The sequence below is a fragment of the Stappia sp. genome (assembly GCF_048268045.1).
Classification (GTDB): domain Bacteria; phylum Pseudomonadota; class Alphaproteobacteria; order Rhizobiales; family Stappiaceae; genus Stappia.
The window spans coordinates 57,855-72,490 of record NZ_JBLWWG010000008.1; the positions used below are offsets into that span (position 1 = coordinate 57,855).

18 protein-coding genes are annotated in these 14,636 nt (G+C 63.7%); 7 read left to right on the top strand and 11 right to left on the bottom strand.

Annotated features, from left to right (window positions below; translation table 11 throughout):
* Positions 1–8: 8 nt before the first annotated feature.
* The 3 genes from ACN0WF_RS14020 to dctP form a co-directional block, all read right to left on the bottom strand.
* Positions 9–1,322 (bottom strand): TRAP transporter large permease, encoded by a 1,314-nt coding sequence (locus tag ACN0WF_RS14020; protein WP_417773390.1) that lies wholly within the window; start codon positions 1,320–1,322, stop codon positions 9–11.
* Positions 1,319–1,822: a TRAP transporter small permease subunit gene (locus tag ACN0WF_RS14025; protein WP_417773391.1), complete on the bottom strand. Its 504-nt coding sequence runs from the start codon at positions 1,820–1,822 to the stop codon at positions 1,319–1,321. The genes ACN0WF_RS14020 and ACN0WF_RS14025 overlap by 4 nt, the downstream gene beginning before the upstream one ends.
* Positions 1,823–1,904: 82 nt before the next feature.
* On the bottom strand, positions 1,905–2,939 hold the full coding sequence (gene dctP / locus ACN0WF_RS14030) for a TRAP transporter substrate-binding protein DctP (RefSeq protein WP_417773392.1): 1,035 nt from the start codon (positions 2,937–2,939) through the stop codon (positions 1,905–1,907).
* A 150-nt stretch (positions 2,940–3,089) separates the two neighbouring features.
* Here dctP and ACN0WF_RS14035 point away from each other — a divergent pair, with 150 nt between their 5' ends.
* The 3 genes from ACN0WF_RS14035 (at position 3,090) to ACN0WF_RS14045 (ending at position 5,830) form a co-directional block, all read left to right on the top strand.
* On the top strand, positions 3,090–4,460 hold the full coding sequence (locus tag ACN0WF_RS14035) for a PLP-dependent aminotransferase family protein (protein ID WP_417773393.1): 1,371 nt from the start codon (positions 3,090–3,092) through the stop codon (positions 4,458–4,460).
* 82 nt (positions 4,461–4,542) lie between these two features.
* Positions 4,543–5,502, top strand: coding sequence for a diacylglycerol/lipid kinase family protein (locus tag ACN0WF_RS14040; RefSeq protein WP_417773394.1), 960 nt, complete (start codon positions 4,543–4,545; stop codon positions 5,500–5,502).
* Positions 5,503–5,545: 43 nt separating this feature from the next.
* Positions 5,546–5,830 carry a hypothetical protein gene (locus ACN0WF_RS14045; protein ID WP_417773395.1) on the top strand — a complete coding sequence of 95 codons (285 nt, stop codon included), beginning with the start codon at positions 5,546–5,548 and terminating at the stop codon, positions 5,828–5,830.
* A gap of 121 nt (positions 5,831–5,951) precedes the next feature.
* Here the strand turns inward: ACN0WF_RS14045 and ACN0WF_RS14050 are convergent, their stop codons facing one another.
* The 3 genes from ACN0WF_RS14050 to ACN0WF_RS14060 form a co-directional block, all read right to left on the bottom strand.
* Positions 5,952–6,227, bottom strand: a complete 276-nt coding sequence (locus tag ACN0WF_RS14050; protein WP_417773396.1) for a hypothetical protein — start codon at positions 6,225–6,227, stop codon at positions 5,952–5,954.
* A gap of 62 nt (positions 6,228–6,289) precedes the next feature.
* Positions 6,290–7,327 carry an AI-2E family transporter gene (locus ACN0WF_RS14055; RefSeq protein WP_417773397.1) on the bottom strand — a complete coding sequence of 346 codons (1,038 nt, stop codon included), beginning with the start codon at positions 7,325–7,327 and terminating at the stop codon, positions 6,290–6,292.
* A gap of 111 nt (positions 7,328–7,438) precedes the next feature.
* On the bottom strand, positions 7,439–9,004 hold the full coding sequence (locus ACN0WF_RS14060) for a CHASE domain-containing protein (RefSeq protein ID WP_417773398.1): 1,566 nt from the start codon (positions 9,002–9,004) through the stop codon (positions 7,439–7,441).
* A 245-nt stretch (positions 9,005–9,249) separates the two neighbouring features.
* Here ACN0WF_RS14060 and ACN0WF_RS14065 point away from each other — a divergent pair, with 245 nt between their 5' ends.
* Positions 9,250–9,447: a CsbD family protein gene (locus tag ACN0WF_RS14065; RefSeq protein ID WP_417773533.1), complete on the top strand. Its 198-nt coding sequence runs from the start codon at positions 9,250–9,252 to the stop codon at positions 9,445–9,447.
* Positions 9,448–9,664: 217 nt separating this feature from the next.
* Here ACN0WF_RS14065 and ACN0WF_RS14070 read toward each other — a convergent pair whose 3' ends face one another.
* A complete protein-coding gene (locus ACN0WF_RS14070; RefSeq protein WP_417773399.1) occupies positions 9,665–10,459 on the bottom strand; it encodes a response regulator in 795 nt (264 codons plus the stop codon).
* Positions 10,460–10,611: 152 nt separating this feature from the next.
* On the opposite strand from ACN0WF_RS14070, the gene ACN0WF_RS14075 reads away from it, so the two are divergent.
* The gene (locus tag ACN0WF_RS14075) at positions 10,612–10,797 is read left to right on the top strand and encodes a NepR family anti-sigma factor (protein ID WP_417773400.1); all 186 of its coding nucleotides are present in this window, start codon (positions 10,612–10,614) and stop codon (positions 10,795–10,797) included.
* Positions 10,794–11,351, top strand: a complete 558-nt coding sequence (locus ACN0WF_RS14080; protein WP_417773401.1) for a sigma-70 family RNA polymerase sigma factor — start codon at positions 10,794–10,796, stop codon at positions 11,349–11,351. The genes ACN0WF_RS14075 and ACN0WF_RS14080 overlap by 4 nt, the downstream gene beginning before the upstream one ends.
* A gap of 131 nt (positions 11,352–11,482) precedes the next feature.
* Here the strand turns inward: ACN0WF_RS14080 and ACN0WF_RS14085 are convergent, their stop codons facing one another.
* The 4 genes from ACN0WF_RS14085 to ACN0WF_RS14100 form a co-directional block, all read right to left on the bottom strand.
* Positions 11,483–11,995 carry a Dps family protein gene (locus ACN0WF_RS14085; RefSeq protein WP_417773402.1) on the bottom strand — a complete coding sequence of 171 codons (513 nt, stop codon included), beginning with the start codon at positions 11,993–11,995 and terminating at the stop codon, positions 11,483–11,485.
* Positions 11,996–12,039: 44 nt separating this feature from the next.
* Positions 12,040–12,471 (bottom strand): hypothetical protein, encoded by a 432-nt coding sequence (locus tag ACN0WF_RS14090; RefSeq protein WP_417773403.1) that lies wholly within the window; start codon positions 12,469–12,471, stop codon positions 12,040–12,042.
* Between the two features lie 3 nt (positions 12,472–12,474).
* Positions 12,475–12,813 carry a DUF883 family protein gene (locus tag ACN0WF_RS14095; RefSeq protein WP_417773404.1) on the bottom strand — a complete coding sequence of 113 codons (339 nt, stop codon included), beginning with the start codon at positions 12,811–12,813 and terminating at the stop codon, positions 12,475–12,477.
* A 144-nt stretch (positions 12,814–12,957) separates the two neighbouring features.
* On the bottom strand, positions 12,958–13,884 hold the full coding sequence (locus ACN0WF_RS14100; RefSeq protein ID WP_417773405.1) for a PRC-barrel domain-containing protein: 927 nt from the start codon (positions 13,882–13,884) through the stop codon (positions 12,958–12,960).
* Positions 13,885–14,404: 520 nt separating this feature from the next.
* Here ACN0WF_RS14100 and ACN0WF_RS14105 point away from each other — a divergent pair.
* Positions 14,405–14,584, top strand: a complete 180-nt coding sequence (locus ACN0WF_RS14105) for a DUF1328 domain-containing protein (protein ID WP_417773406.1) — start codon at positions 14,405–14,407, stop codon at positions 14,582–14,584.
* The last annotated feature ends 52 nt before the right edge of the window (positions 14,585–14,636 follow it).

Sequence of the window (14,636 nt, forward strand, 5' to 3'; positions counted from 1 at the left end):
CCTGCTTGTTACTTGATCATGGATTGGGGGAGCCACAGCACGAGCTCCGGGAAGATCGCGCAGATCAGGATCCCGAGTGCCTGGAGGAGCATGAAGGGGATGATTGCGCGGTAGACGGTGCCCATGCCGATGCCGGCGGGCAGCACGCCCTTCATGTAGAAGAGCGTGTATCCGAAGGGCGGTGAGATGTAGGCCATCTGCGCCGAGACGAGGAACAGGATGCCGAACCACAGCCTGTCGAACTCGAGATAGTCGATCACCGGCAGAAAGACGGGAACGCAAAGCAGGATGATGCCGATCTCGTCGAGGAACATGCCCAGGAAGAAGAGCATGGCCAGCATGACGGCGAGCACGACCCAGCGGTCTGCTTCCAGGTTCTGGATGAAGCCGAGCAGGAAGTCTGCTCCCCCGGTTCCGGTGAAGATGGCGACGAAGGCGCGCGCGCCGATGGTGATCCAGAGGATCATCGTCGTCACCTTGACAACGTCCATGCCGACGCCCTGGATCAGCTCCCAGCCGAAGCGACGCTCGATGAGCGCCGAGACGAAGGCCAGCGCGACGCCAACGGCCGCCGCCTCGGTCGGTGTGGCGATGCCCATGTAGATGGTGCCGAGCACGCCGACGATGATGAGCATCGGCAGCACCAGCGACTTGAGCGCCGCGATGCGGATGCTCCAGGTGATCTCCTCGGTCTCGGGCGGGCGGGGAGCGACGGACGGGTTGAGCGTCGCCCGCAGCACGATATAGCCGATATAGAGCGAGGCAAGCAGCAGGCCTGGGACCACGCCGGCGATGAACATCTGGCCGATGGAGGCCTGTGCCGTCACGGCGTAGACGATGGTGATCACCGAGGGCGGTATCAGGATGCCGAGCGTGCCGCCGGCACAGATCGTGCCGATGGCCAGCTCCGGCTGGTAGTTGCGCTTCAGCATCGAGGGCAGGGCGAGCATGCCCATGGCCGCGACCGCGGCGCCGACGATGCCGGTCATGGCGGCGATGATGGTGCAGATGGCGATGGTACCGACGGCAAGGCCGCCGGGAAGCCGGCGCGACCACAGTTCCATGGCCTTGTAGAGGCTCTCGATCACCCCGGAGCGCTGCAGAATGCTGGCCATCATCACGTACAGCGGGATCGCGAGAAGCGATTCCGAGTGCATTGTGTCGAACAGGTTGAGCACGGTGACGGCCAGCGCTGCCTGTCCCCAGAGCGTGATGGTGAAGACCAGCGCAAGAGCGCCGAGGGTGAAGGCGAGCGGGACGCCCGTCAGCAGAAGGCCGACGAGGCTTGCGAACATGATCGCCAGGACGAGCTCTGAGCTCATGGACGTGCCTCCTCGTCAGACTGTCCGGAAAGGGCGGAAATCGCCTCGACGAGGGCCTGGGCGAAAAGCATGGCAAAGGCGAAGGGCACGACGAACTTCAGCCACCAGATGGGCGGGTTCCAGGCGGAGAAGCTGGTCTCCCCGAGCGCATAGGCGTTGACCGCCAGCGGCCAGCTCACCATGGCGAAGACGGCGGCGAAGATCGCGACGACGGCGTAGGTGAAAACTTCCAGCGCCTTGCGCGGCGCACCCTTGACCCGCTCGCTCAGGATGTCGACCGAGACGTGGCCGTGCAGGTGCAGCAGATAGGGGCCGGCCAGCATGAAGTGGGGGCCGAAGACGAGCGTGCTTGCCTCCATGGCCCAGACCGTCGGCGCGTTGAAGGCATAGCGCGCGACGACCTCATAGAGCAGCATCGGCACGACGGCGAAGATGATCGCGGCGGCGATGACGAAAAGGACCCGGTTCAGGCCGGTGACAAAGGCGCAGAGTGCTTTCATGGAGCTGCCGGTTGGCCGCGACGCGCGGCGGAAACGGGCGGGCGGCGCCTGCTGGCGCCGCCCGCTTGCTGTCTTGTCGGGATCAAAGGAGAGCGAGCGACTTCATGAAGGCGGTCTGGCTCTCGACGATCTTGGTTGCGAGGGGATCGCCCTTGGTCGCCTTGGACCAGGATTCGACCGCCTTGGCGCGGGCCTCAGCCACATCGCCCTGGTCGAGGTGGATCACCTCGACGCCCTGCTCGCGATACTTGTCGAGAACCTTGGTGTCCTCGACGAGGATGCGCTGGCGCAGCGAGCCGGAGATTTCGCGGGCGGCGACGGCGAGCGCCGCCTTGAAGCTTGCGGGCAACGCCTCGTAGGCGGCGGTGTTGGCCACGTAGCTGGTCGCGGTCGTCGGCTGGTGCACGCCCGGCAGGATGATGAACTTCGCCACCTCGGCGAGACCGGCCTCGTAGTTGGCCGTCAGGTCGCCGCGGTCGGCGAAATCGATCAGGCCCTTTTCGAGGCCCGAATAGACCTCGGCGGTGGCCAGCGGCGTCACCGCGACACCGAGGTCACCCATGACGGCGGAGGCGAGACCGACGAAGCGGCCCTTCTTTCCGGCCATGTCGGCGATGGTCTCGATCCGGACGGTGGAGTGCATCGGCTCCTGGCCGTAAACGGTCGGAGCAATGTAGGACAGGCCGGCCTTGCCATAGGCCTCGCGGGCCATCTCGAGACCGCCGAGTTCATAGAACCACGCCTCGTACTGATCCGCCTCGGGGAAGCCGAAGGGAATGGTCGAGGTGAAGGCGAAGGAGGGGATCTTGCCCGCTTCGTACCCGTCGAAGGTCTTCATCATCTGGAAGGCGCCGGCACGCACGGCGTCGAAAGCCTGGTTCGCTGGCACGAGCTGGCCCGCGGAGAACAGCTTGATCTCGAAACGGCCGTCGGTCAGCTCGCCAACGCGCTCGACAAACTTCTTCTCGAATTCGAACGGCGTCGTGCCGCCGTCCCACAGCGCCTGCATGCGCCACTGAACGGTTTCCTGGGCATGGGCAATCGCGGGCATGGCAAGCGTCGCGGCGCCGCCAAGCGCCGAGGCCGTCAGCAGACGGCGGCGGGTCAAATCGGTCATGGGCATCCTCCCGGGGATTGTATGTTTGTAGACCAGCTCGAATTGTCATAAAATGAAATGGGACAATCAAGGGACAGTTGCATGCGATTTCGCAATGACTGTCCCAATTGAATGGGTGGGACAATCATCGTCAAGGCTGCGAAAGCACGCATGTCGAGGGCCGGCAAAATCGTCCAGCATGTCAGCGGCTTGCTGTCCGCCGGCGCCTACAAGGCCGGCGAGCGGCTGCCCTCCGTGCGTCAGGCGGCCCGCGAGCACGGCGTTTCGAAGAACACAATGGCGGAGGCCTATGACCGGCTGGTGGCGCAGGGCCTGCTCGAGGCCCGCGCGGGATCCGGCTACTATGTGGCACAGTTCCAGATCGTTCGCCCGGTCCCTCAGGCTCCTCATGTGGCGGCGGCGGTGGACGTCGTGTCGCTGCTGCGCGAGCAGCTCGATCAGCACTATGAGGTCCGCCCCGGCGACGGGCGTCCTCCTGCGTTCTGGACGGAAGGATCGGAGCTCAAACGCTTCTTCTCCGGCTTCAAGACGGCCGAGCCGGCCTCGGTGGACTTCGGATACGGCAGCTCCTGGGGCTACGCTCCCTTGCGCGAGCGGTTGCGCATGCTGCTGCTCGAACGCTCCATATCCGTGCCGCCGGACGGCCTTCTGCTCACCCATGGCGTCAATCACGGGCTCGACCTGATCATCCGTCATCTGATCGAGCCAGGCGACACGGTCTTTGTCGACGATCCAGGCTACTATCCGCTCTTCGGCAAGCTGACGCTCGCCAAGGCGCATATGGTCGGCATCCGTCGCGGTGCTGACGGGCCGGATCTGGAAGACCTGGCGGCGAAGCTCGCCGTGCATCGGCCGAAGGTCTTTTTCACCCAGTCGCATGCGCACAACCCGACGGGCGGCACCCTTTCGCCGGCAGTGGCTTTCGGGCTGATGCAACTCGCAGAACGCTGGGGCTTCCTGATCGTGGAAAACGATGCGCTTGCCGACATCGTACCTGCGACGCTTCCCAGGCTTGCCGCGCTCGATCAGCTCAATCGCGTGCTCTATGTGGGGACCTTTTCCAAGACATTGTCGGCAAGCCTGCGCTGCGGGTTTGTCGCCGGCCATTCCTCCATCGTCGGTGCGCTGAGCAATCTCAAGATGCTGACGACGGTCGCGACCTCGGACTATGTGGAGCGCTTCGTCTTTCACCTGATCCAGGGAGGGCAGTATCTGCGTCACCTTCGCCGGCTCAAGGCGCGGGTCGAGGAGGCGCACAAGGCCTCCGGCGCGCAACTCGAGGCGGTTGGCCTGAAGGTGCGGCAGAGTGTGACGCCCGGCTTCTATCTCTGGGCGGAGTTTCCGGGTGATGTCGACGAACTGGAGCTGTGCCGCAAGGCGGCGGAGCGCAGCATCTTTCTCGCCCCCGGCAGCGTGTTCACGCCCGACCGGAGTGCGCGCGGGGCGGCCGCGATCCGCGTCAACGTCGCTTATGGGACCAATCCCGTGTTTATCGAGTTCCTGCGCCAGCAAGTGAGGTGAGGGAACCAGGCGGCCGGTTCGCGGTTGTCCTGTGGCAAGGCGCGGCCCCGTCCCGCGCATCCGCGACACGCGAAGAGGTCTCATGGCGTCCAGCTCGAAACGCAGGGTCTGCATTCTCCTCAATCGCAATGCGGGCACTGTCCGCGGCGCTGACACCGACGCACTTGTCCGCCGGATCTGCGAGCCTTTTCTTGACCGTGGCGACTTGGTGGACCTGCGGCTGCGGGCACCGCGCAGGCTTGCCGCGGAAACGCGCGCGCTCAGCCGCCAAAAGGCACATGATCTGATCGTCCTGGGCGGCGGCGACGGCACGCTCTCGCGCTGCGCCCGCGATCTTCAGGACCACCCGGCGACGCTGGCGTTCCTTCCGCTTGGGACGATGAACCTGTTCGCCAGGGCGCTGGGCATGCCGATGGAACCTGGCGCAGCCGCCCTTGCCATCGCCGGTGGAAGGCAAGCGCACATCGATGTCGGGATGATCAATGGCGACCTCTTTCTCCATCATGTGTCCTTCGGCCTGCATCCCGCGCTGATCCGCCAGCGCGAGCGCATGACCCATCGCTCGCGGCTGGGCAAGATGATTGCCGGTGCGCGCGCGTTCTGGCTGACGGTCAGGAAACCGCGTCGTCTGCGGTTGCTTGCCAAGGTCGACGGTACGCTTCACGAACGCCCGGCCACAGCGCTGATTGTCTCCAACAACGCCTTCGGTCGCGGGCACATGCCTTATGCGGACTGGCTGACGGGCGGACGGCTCGGCGTCTATTTCTGTCACAGCTTCTCCTGGCCCTCGCTCCTGCGCATTGGTGCGGAGACGCTGCTCGGCCGGTTTGCGGAGAACCCCGAGATCGCGAGCGGGGAGGCGGTCCGCGTTGATCTCGAAGCCGGGCGAGGAAATGAGGTCATGGCCTCCGTCGACGGAGAGCTCGTCCGCGTGTCCCTGCCCGGATCCGTCGACATCGTGCCGGGACGCCTGAGCGTGATGCTGCCGGCGGCCGAGACGCAGGGCTCGCCTGTCGAGCTGGCGTCGGAGCCGGGTGTGTGAAACCAAATCCCTGCTTCCGCGTTAACCTGTCGGAGGTACCGTGATGAAAACGCCCAAGATCAAGCCCTACGCTGTCGCAATCGCCGTTGCCCTGACCCTGTCCACGGGTGCTGCCGTATTGGTGCTGGCGGAGACGCAGGCCACGGCGCATGGCGCCACGGAAAGCACTCGCGCGGCGGCCGATGAAGGTGGGCGCGCCGCCAAGTCCGACTTGAAGCTTGCGACCGGGAACCTGGGCGCGGTGGAGGTGCGATGCGTGGCGCGGGGCAACCAGAGCACTTGCACCGGGTGGCCCGTTGCTGCTGCATTTGACGTCAGCGGGCTGTAATCCGCATTCGCCAACTCATTTTCCGCCCTGCCGCGTATTGCGGACGAGGGCGGCAAGGTTCGGCCGCCGGCACACGATATGCCGGCGGCTTTTTTGTTGGCGGCGTTCGAGAAGGCTCTGTCTAGAGCGCGTCCGGGCCGGAGAGGTGTGCGATTGCGCGGTCGATTTCCTCCAGCAGCGGCTTCAGGTCCTCGCCCTTGTCTGTTCCCATGCGGGAGACCAGTTCCTGGCGCATCCGCTGCAAGCGGTCGCGGCGTTCGGCCAGCGGCTCCTCCGAGATCGCGGCGGCCTGGATTTCGCGCGAACCTATGGTCAGCGCGGTCTGTTCCACGTCCTTGGCATCGCCGACCGTGGCATCGATCGGGTTCGGTTCCGACTTCGGGGTCTTCGGTTTCATGGTCTTCTCCGGATTTGTCGAATGGTGGGCCGGATCCGGTTCGCCCGGTCCGCTTGCCCGCTTCAGGCTTCCGTGGGCAAAATGTTGGTCAGTACGGCGCCGATCATCAGCAACGACGGCACGGCGATGAAGCCACCGACCGGGCCCCAGAGCCAGATCCAGCCTGCAAGCGAGAGCAGGACAATGAACGGATTGAGCGTCATCGTCTTGCCTAGGACGAGCGGTGTGAGGAACTGGGCTTCCATCAGGTTGAGTGCGAGGTAGGCGGCCGGCGGGGTCAGGATGCCGAACGTCGTGTCGGCGGTCGCCAGCCCGACCCCCGTGAGCACAAGTGCCATGACCGCCGGGCCGATATAGATCACGTAGTTCAGCGCGCCGGCCATCAGGCCCCAGAGCAGCGGCGAGGGTACGCCGAGCACGTAGAGCGTCAGCGACACGGCGATGGCCAGAACGATGTTCACGCCGGTGATCGAAAGCAGATAGCGCGACACCCGCGTCTCCACGTCGTCGAAGGTGCGGCGCACGCGGTTGCGCAACTGCGGCGTGATGCAGCGGGTGATCACGGCCTCGCGGAAATCCTTCCGGGTGGCGATGAAGAAATACATGCTGGCGAGAAACAGAATGATCTGAGCCATGAACGCGGGAGCGAAATAGACGACGCTCTCGACGGCGGTCGTGTCCTCGACGTTGACCTTCATGCTGGTGCCCGTGCCCATGGCGCTACGCAGCTGCTCCTGAAGGCCGCCGAACGAGGCGATGATGCCCTTCCAGCTGGTCAGCTCCGTCTGCAGCCGGGACCAGATGGACGGCAGCTTGTCGAGCCAGTCGGACAAGGGAACGGCGAAGCCGGTCGCGGCCGCCGAAATGAGGACCAGAAACAGGACAACGATGGCGAGCGCCGAGATCCAGGAGGGAATGCCGTAGCCTTCGATCCTGTCCGACAGCGGGCCGAACATCAGGCCGATCACGACCGCGAGGAAGACAGGTGCGAGGATGACCTGCGCCACGTCGAGCGCTGCAATCAGCACGATTGTGGCGATGGCGATCAGCGACAGCCGCGCCACGTTGGCGAGCAGTGTTTCGAACTCCGCTTTTGACAAGAACCCTCGTGCCTCCCGGCGGATGGTTCCGCGCGACATTGCGCCATCCGCTCGGTGAAGAACGTTGCAGGCGCGCGAAGGTTCCCGGATTGCGGCTTCTGTGCGGGCTGCCTAGATCGGGATGGTCATCTGGAACGACATGCCATCGGGCCGGAAGGTCCTCTCCAGCGTGCCGCCAAGCTCACCCTTGATGTTGGCGTCGATAAGCCGCGAGCCAAACCCCTTCTGCTGCGGCTCCTCGATCTGCGCGACAGTGGTCTCGATCCAGTCGAGGTGAAGCTTGCGCTCGCTGCCCTTGCCGATGATCTGCCAATGCACGGCGAGGTCGCCGTCATTCGTCGAAACGCCGCCGTACTTCAGCGCATTGGTGGCCAGCTCGTGGAAGGTCAGGCCCAGGGCCTGGGTGGTGCGTTCGTCGAGAAGGACCTGGGGCCCGTCGATCTTTTCCTTGCCATAGTTCCCGCCGAAGACCTGCTCGAGTTCGGTGCTGAGCAATTCGTGCAGGTCGGCCCGCTGCCAGTGCGAGCGCGTCAGCATGTCCTGGGCGTTGGCCATGGAGTGAAGCCGGGCGGAGAACGACTGGGCGAATTCGTCGATATCTTTGGAGTTCGCGGCCGTCTGGCGGGAGATGGCCAGCACGCGCGCGATGGAGTTCTTGATGCGATGCTTCATTTCCTGAAGCATCAGGTCCTTCTCCTGGATCGTCTTTTCAGAAACCTTGCGCAGCGCGTGGGCTGTCTCGACAGACTTGATCTGGAACCTGGTCGACATCGCCAGGGCAATTGCCAGAAGCAGCGAGATCGTGCCGATCAGGATCGTGTAGAAATGCCCGGCATTGCCGCGAAACGCGGGCGTCGCATGGATCGTGAAGGTCCATTGCCGTCCGGCGACCGTGGCGATGCGCGTCGCGGTGAGTTCGTCGAAGCTCTGGTCAGGGCTGAAATCCCGTGAGTGAAACAGATCCACGGGCGCATCGCCCGTCGTGTCCGCCGTGTCGACGGTGACGGGGAGCGGGGGCACACGCTCGAGTGCGGCCAGATGCAGGTCTCCGGCCCTGAAGGGCGCATAGACGAACCCGTCGACGGCGGTATCGGGGAGGCGTCCGGCATCTTCCGCGCCTTGCGATGTTCGTGCGCTGAAGGGGATATAGACGAGGAAGCCGGTCTGCTTGTTCTCCGTGATCTCCTGCACGAGTTCCACGGGCGCGCTTGCGCGCGGCTCTCCGGCCTCTATCGCCTTCAGCATGGCATCGCGGCGGCTCGCATCGCTGAACATATCATAGCCAAGGGCTGCAAGATTGCGCTGGTCGATCGGCTCCAGAAGAACGATTGGCGTGCGCAGACGCTGCGAGGTCTGCGGCCAGATCTCGCGTTCGATGCCGTAATTGCGGCTGAGATCGTCCTGCGCCGGCTGCTCGGCTCCCTTCGGCACGACCCGGGCATAGCCGATCCCGCGAATGCCCACGAATTCGCCCTTGAGGTCGAGGCTGGTCACATAGCGCTCGAACGCCGGGCGCGAGACGTCGCCGGATTGCGCGGTGAAGAATGCGTGGGCCGATATCAGCAGCGCGATGTGCTGGTTCACGCGGGCCACGACCCGGTCCACCGTCTCGTCCGCAATGCTCTCGAAACGGATGCGGTCGGAGGATTCCTCCGCGTCATACACAACCGCTGTCATGCAGACACCGATCAGTGTGATCACGGCAAATACAGCCGAAGGTAGAATTCGGATCACGCTGCTACTTCCATGTAATCGAGATTTTCTTTTACATCCATTGCTTGTTTTCGCCAATGATTTTCGCTGGTTGGCAAATTCCAACGTGCTTTCACCCGCAGTGGGGATCGAATTGGAACCACTCCTGCGTTCGTACGTTATCCCCCCAGGAGCATGTGTTGATGCTCCTTGAAGAAAAGGAGTTTTCCATGAACTGGAATCAGATCGAAGGTAGCTGGGAGCAATTCAAGGGTAAGGCGCAGTCTCACTGGGGGCGTCTGACCGGTGATGATCTCGATGTGATCGCCGGAAATCGCAAGAATCTTGTGGGCAAGATTCAGGAACGCTACGGCAAGGCGCAGGAAGAGGCCGAGCGCGAGATCGATGACTGGCTCGCGCGCCACTGATTGACGTTCCGGGCCTGCAAGCGAGGCCATCCAAAAGCGATCCGCGCCGGCTCCCTCCCGGCGGTGCGGATCGCTTTTTTTTTGAGGCTGACGGTGTTTTCCAGGACCGCTCAAAAGCCCGCTCGGCGCGCGGACCGGCCGTCGACCACCACAAAGGCCGGACCGATTGCAGATCGGCCCGGCCTTTGTCGTGGTGTGATCCTGTGGGAAGAGATCGTCAGGCGGCGGCGCCGACGCTCTGGTCGAAGAACAGAGCCTGACTGATCAGCGCCTTCACCATGTCCGGATTGAACGGCTTGGTGATCAGGAAGGTGGGTTCGGGGCGCTCGCCCGTCAGCAGGCGCTCGGGGAAGGCGGTGATGAAGATCACCGGCATGTCGTGCGACTTGAGGATGTCGTTGACGGCATCGATGCCGGAGCTGCCGTCGGCGAGCTGGATGTCGGCGAGCACCATCTTCGGCTTCGTCTTTGCGAAGAGCTCGACCGCTTCCTTGTGGGTCCGGGCAATGCCGGTGACCTTGTGGCCAAGTTCCTGGACGATGTGCTCGATGTCCATGGCGATCAGCGGCTCGTCCTCGATGATCAGGATCTCGGTCGCGATCTGGCTGGAGATGCCTTGCGCGGCATCCGCGAGCAGGCCTTCGATCTCACCTGCCGAGACGCCAAGAACTTGTGCCGCCTCCGCCTCGGTGAAGCCTTCGACGGATGTCAGAAGGAACGCCTGGCGGGCCGGGGAGGGGAGGATCGAAAGATTGGCGTTGGCGCGCTTTTCCCAGGCAAAGGGAGAATCATGCTCGCTTGGCTCGATCTGCGTCGAGCCGTAAATCGAGGCGAAAAGCTTGTAGAGGGAGACACGGTCGCTACCGGACTGCGGGAAACTCGAGACGTCCGCGATGAGCGCTTCCAGAGCTGCCGCTACATAGGCATCGCCCGACTTTTGCGACCCGGTGACCGCCCTTGCGTATCGACGCAGATACGGGAGGTGAGACGCAACACGGGTAGATAGTGACATGAGGGGCTCCCTGTTTGCCTTCTTCGGCATTCAACAACAGGCAAACGTCCAAGAGAACGGAAAGTTCCATCCGTTTGGATGATTTTTGAAAATCGGCGCTATAATAATACCGGGTCGACGCACTCGGCGCATCTGCGAGCAACGGAGCTGACATGCCGGACACGCGAAATTCGCCAAAGCGGGAACAGCCTCGCGGCCCCGATCACGAGCAGATCACGCAGAAGCTGCGTGAGTACTACGACTCGGTTCAGGACGAGGGTATTCCGGACCGTTTTCTCGACCTGCTTGAACGACTGGACGAGGCCGAGAGGAAATCCTCCGGCGCCGACAAGGCATGAGCGAACAGCCGCCTGCTTCCGATCCCGCCTTCAAGCGGGCCATGCTGGCCCAGTTGCCGGCCCTGCGCGCCTTCGCGATATCGCTGTGCGGGCGCGGCGATCGTGCCGACGATCTCGTGCAGAACGCCATTCTCAGGGCATGGTCCAAGCAGCATACCTTCATTCCGGGAAGCAACATGAAGGCCTGGCTGTTCCGCATCCTGCGCAACGGCTTTTACAGCGACCTTCGAAAATCGGGCCGTGAGGTCTCCGATGCAGATGGAATTCTTACCGAGCGCATGGCCGTTGGCCCGGCCCAGGACGCCTCCCTGGCGCTCAAGGACTTCCGTCATGCGCTGGAAGCTCTTCCAAGTGATCAGCGGGAGGCGATCATCCTGGTCGGTGCCTCCGGGTTTTCCTACGAGGAGGCGGCGGGGATCTGCGACTGCGCTGTCGGAACGCTCAAGAGCCGCGTCAACCGCGCACGCACGAGGCTTCGCGAGCTCCTCTCCCTTGCGGACAACGAAGGGGCGGCTCCCGATCGCTCCGGCCCGCTCGCCGGGTCCTTTGTCTGAACCTGCGAGCTTCGTGGCCAGGCTTGCCGTCGCTGCCGGAGATGTGTGAACGCAAGCAAGCCGCCACGCCGGTTGAAGGCGTGGCGGCCTGAGACTTGCGTTTCACCTAAAAGGGGCCGTGATCGATCAGGTCAGCTCGTTGCGATCGCGCGAAGCATCCAAAGGGCCTTCTCGTGGAAGGTCAGTCGCGCGGTGAGCATGTCTTCCGTCACCACATCACCGACTTCGCCGGCCTTCTCGGCTGCCTTGCGCATCGACTTCACGGCCGCGCGGTGGTCGGCGATCAGGTCGGCGATCATGTCCGCGGCTGTCGTGTGGTCGACCTCGGCGGCCTTGGGCGCGAAGGAGGCGACCTCGCCGAACTTCGCCGGGGCGAGGTGGCCGAGTGCGCGGATGCGCTCGGCGATCACGTCCGCCGCGCTGAAGAGCGCTGTGTAGTGCTCTTCGGTCAGTTCGTGCAGCGGCTTGAACAGCGGGCCGACCACATTCCAGTGGTAGATCTGGCTCTTGATGGTCAGCCGGTAGGTGGCGGCGAGGATCCCGGACAGGGAGCCGGCCATATCGGAAAGATAGGCGTCGTCGAGACCGATATCGAGCTTCTCGTCGTGGGACTCGGGCTTCAGGACTGCTGCGATCTTGGTCATGTCGGTTCCTTCATTGTCTGCTGTGGCAGTGATGCCGGCGGATGTCATTTGTCGGGCGTGCGATCCCGCGTCATCGCCAGGAACGCGAGGCCTCCAACGGCAGCCAGGCCGAGTGCGCCCTTGGAGCGCATCAGTTGCGGAAGCACGGAGACGGCGAGTGTCGCCAGCAGCGCCGGGCCGGAGGAGTTGCTGTTGCGTTCGCGGCGGCGCTTGCGCTCGAGCGCGTTGGCGATGGCCAGACCGGCAACGAGCAGCGCCGCAAGGGCGATTTGGGCGAGGGCGATGATCAGGGCGGCGTCAACCGGTCCGAAAAGGCCGGCGAGATGAACGCCGAGCGCGACGAGCGCGGCCGCATAGGCCGATATCAGCAGCAGTCCGGCAAGCGCATAGACGACTGCCGAACGCCGGAGCCGGCGCAGTGTCGCGCCGAAGTCCGTCGCCAGGATCGAGGCCAGGAGCGGCGCGAGACGCAGCATGAATCAGCGCCTGGCCAGAAAGGCGACCAGGAAGCCGATGCCGGCGGCGATGCCAAGTGCCTGCAATGGTTTGTCGCGCACCCGCGTCGAGACGGCCCGCTCCAGATCATTGAGCTCGGCGGTCAGGCTGTCGAGCGTGTCCTTGGAGGCCTGCGCCAGATCGTTGCCCGCCTTGTTCGCGCGGTCCTTGTATTCCCCGGTCTTGTCCGCGCCGTAGCGCGAGATCGACTGGGCGAGCGCGGAAATGTCGCCACGCAGGCGTTCGATGTTCTGCTCGATGTTGGCGACGTCGTCTTCCCCGCGCGAGGCGGTATTGCGAGCGGCGGATGTGCTGGTGGCCATGTAAGTCACCTCCATGTTGATTGATATTGAAGGAACGCGGCAGCGGCGAAATCGTTCCGTGGACGCGCCCTTTTTCGCGAACATCGTGCGGGCACGAGAAAACGCCGGCACGGGTGCCGGCGTTCTCGTCACTGCTGCGAGCTGTTACTGGGCAGCGGCGGGCTTGGCCTCGCCGGCGTTGCCCGAATACTCGGGAAGCGCCTCGAGCTGCTCCTGCGTGTAGCTCGTGTGGATGCGCAGGTCGCCGTTGGCATCCTCCTTGATGTCGAGCGTGTCCAGGGCCATGGAAACCGGCTTCGCACCGATGCCGAGGAAGCCGCCGACGTCGATGATGAACGCCTCGACCTGACCCTCGCCCGAGACGATCACGTCGCGAACTTCGCCGAGGTTCTCGTCCTGCGCGCCGTAGACGGCCGTGCCGATCAACTGCTCCGCCGATGCCGCCGAAACCTTGACCGGAGCCGGCTGCGTGTCGGTGGCCGCCATGTCGCTGCCCGTTGTCATCGCCGGATCGGTGGCGGCGGCCGACTTGTCGCCGGTCATCGTGCCGCTGCTTGTCCCGGCCATGGGCGTGGTGTCGGTCGCCATGGCACTCTCGCTCGGCTCGATCATCGACCGGTCGAAGGCCGGTGCGTTCTCGAGCTCCTTCTGCGTGGCGCTGATCGTGAGCCAGCGTTCGCCATCGCGCTCGACCCAGCTGACGCGCTCGAAGTCGACGGCCACATCCTTGGCGCCGATGCCCAGGAAACCGCCAACGCCGACCACGATGGCCTCTGCGTTGCCCGTCCTGGAGAGGACGACGTCATTGACCTCGCCGATGTTGCTCGCGTCCTCGCCGGCGCCGTTGTAGAGGGAGGAGCCGATCAGCGAGCTGGCGAGAATCTGGTCGGTCGAAGCGGCGAAGTAACCGTTCTTGCTCTGCATGGGAGCGGTGTCCGGAGAGGTCGAGAACACGGCGCTGCCTGCGCCGGTCGCGCTGTCCATCTCCGTCTTCTTCATGTCGCTGGCAGCGAGCGCACCCGTCGTCAGGACAGCCGCAAGTGCAGTGGTGGTCAGAAGCGTGCGGATCATGGTGTGATCTCCAAATCTGTCGAATTTCTGTATAGGTCGCAACTTTCTGGGCGTTTTGCATGTCGCCGGCCCGTTGCGACCTCGTGACAACAGATCAACCAGCGAGGAGCGGAAAGGTTCCTCTTTTTTCGTTCTTTATTTTGATGGAGATGGATTTCCGGGGTTCTTCAAAACCGCGCGCACGGCAGGCGTTCTTTTTTGACAAAGGGCCTTGCCGCGGTTCCTCACCGTGTTCCGCCAGGCGCTGGTCCGCCTGGCGCAGGCGTGCCCCGGTAACAGAAGTCAGGTCACTATAAAGACGCGTATGCGGTGCATTTCGTCGTTCTTTGGAAGAAATATTTCGAAAATTTGTCTTTCGGGCGAACCAAAATCGATATTCCGCGTTCTTGTTTTGACAGCGCAAGCCGCGTTGGTGAAATCGGAGGCCTTGGTCTTTCCCCTCAGACCAAAGCGCTTCGCCACGAACAAGATCATCTTGCGCCTGTGTTGGCTGCGAGATGCTGCTCAAAGGAGAAAGAACATGTTTGGTTGGGCCCTGACCTTTCTGATCATCGCGCTAATCGCCGCGTTCCTGGGATTTGGCGGCATCGCCGGCACAGCGATTGGCATCGCCAAGCTGATCTTCTTCGTTGCCCTGGCGCTCTTCGTTGTGTCGCTGATTTATGGCCTCATCAGCGGGCGTCGTCCGCCGGCGGTCTGACCGACCGCACGACAAGCAGCTTCCCCTCCCTGACTGCCTGGCCCTGACACCG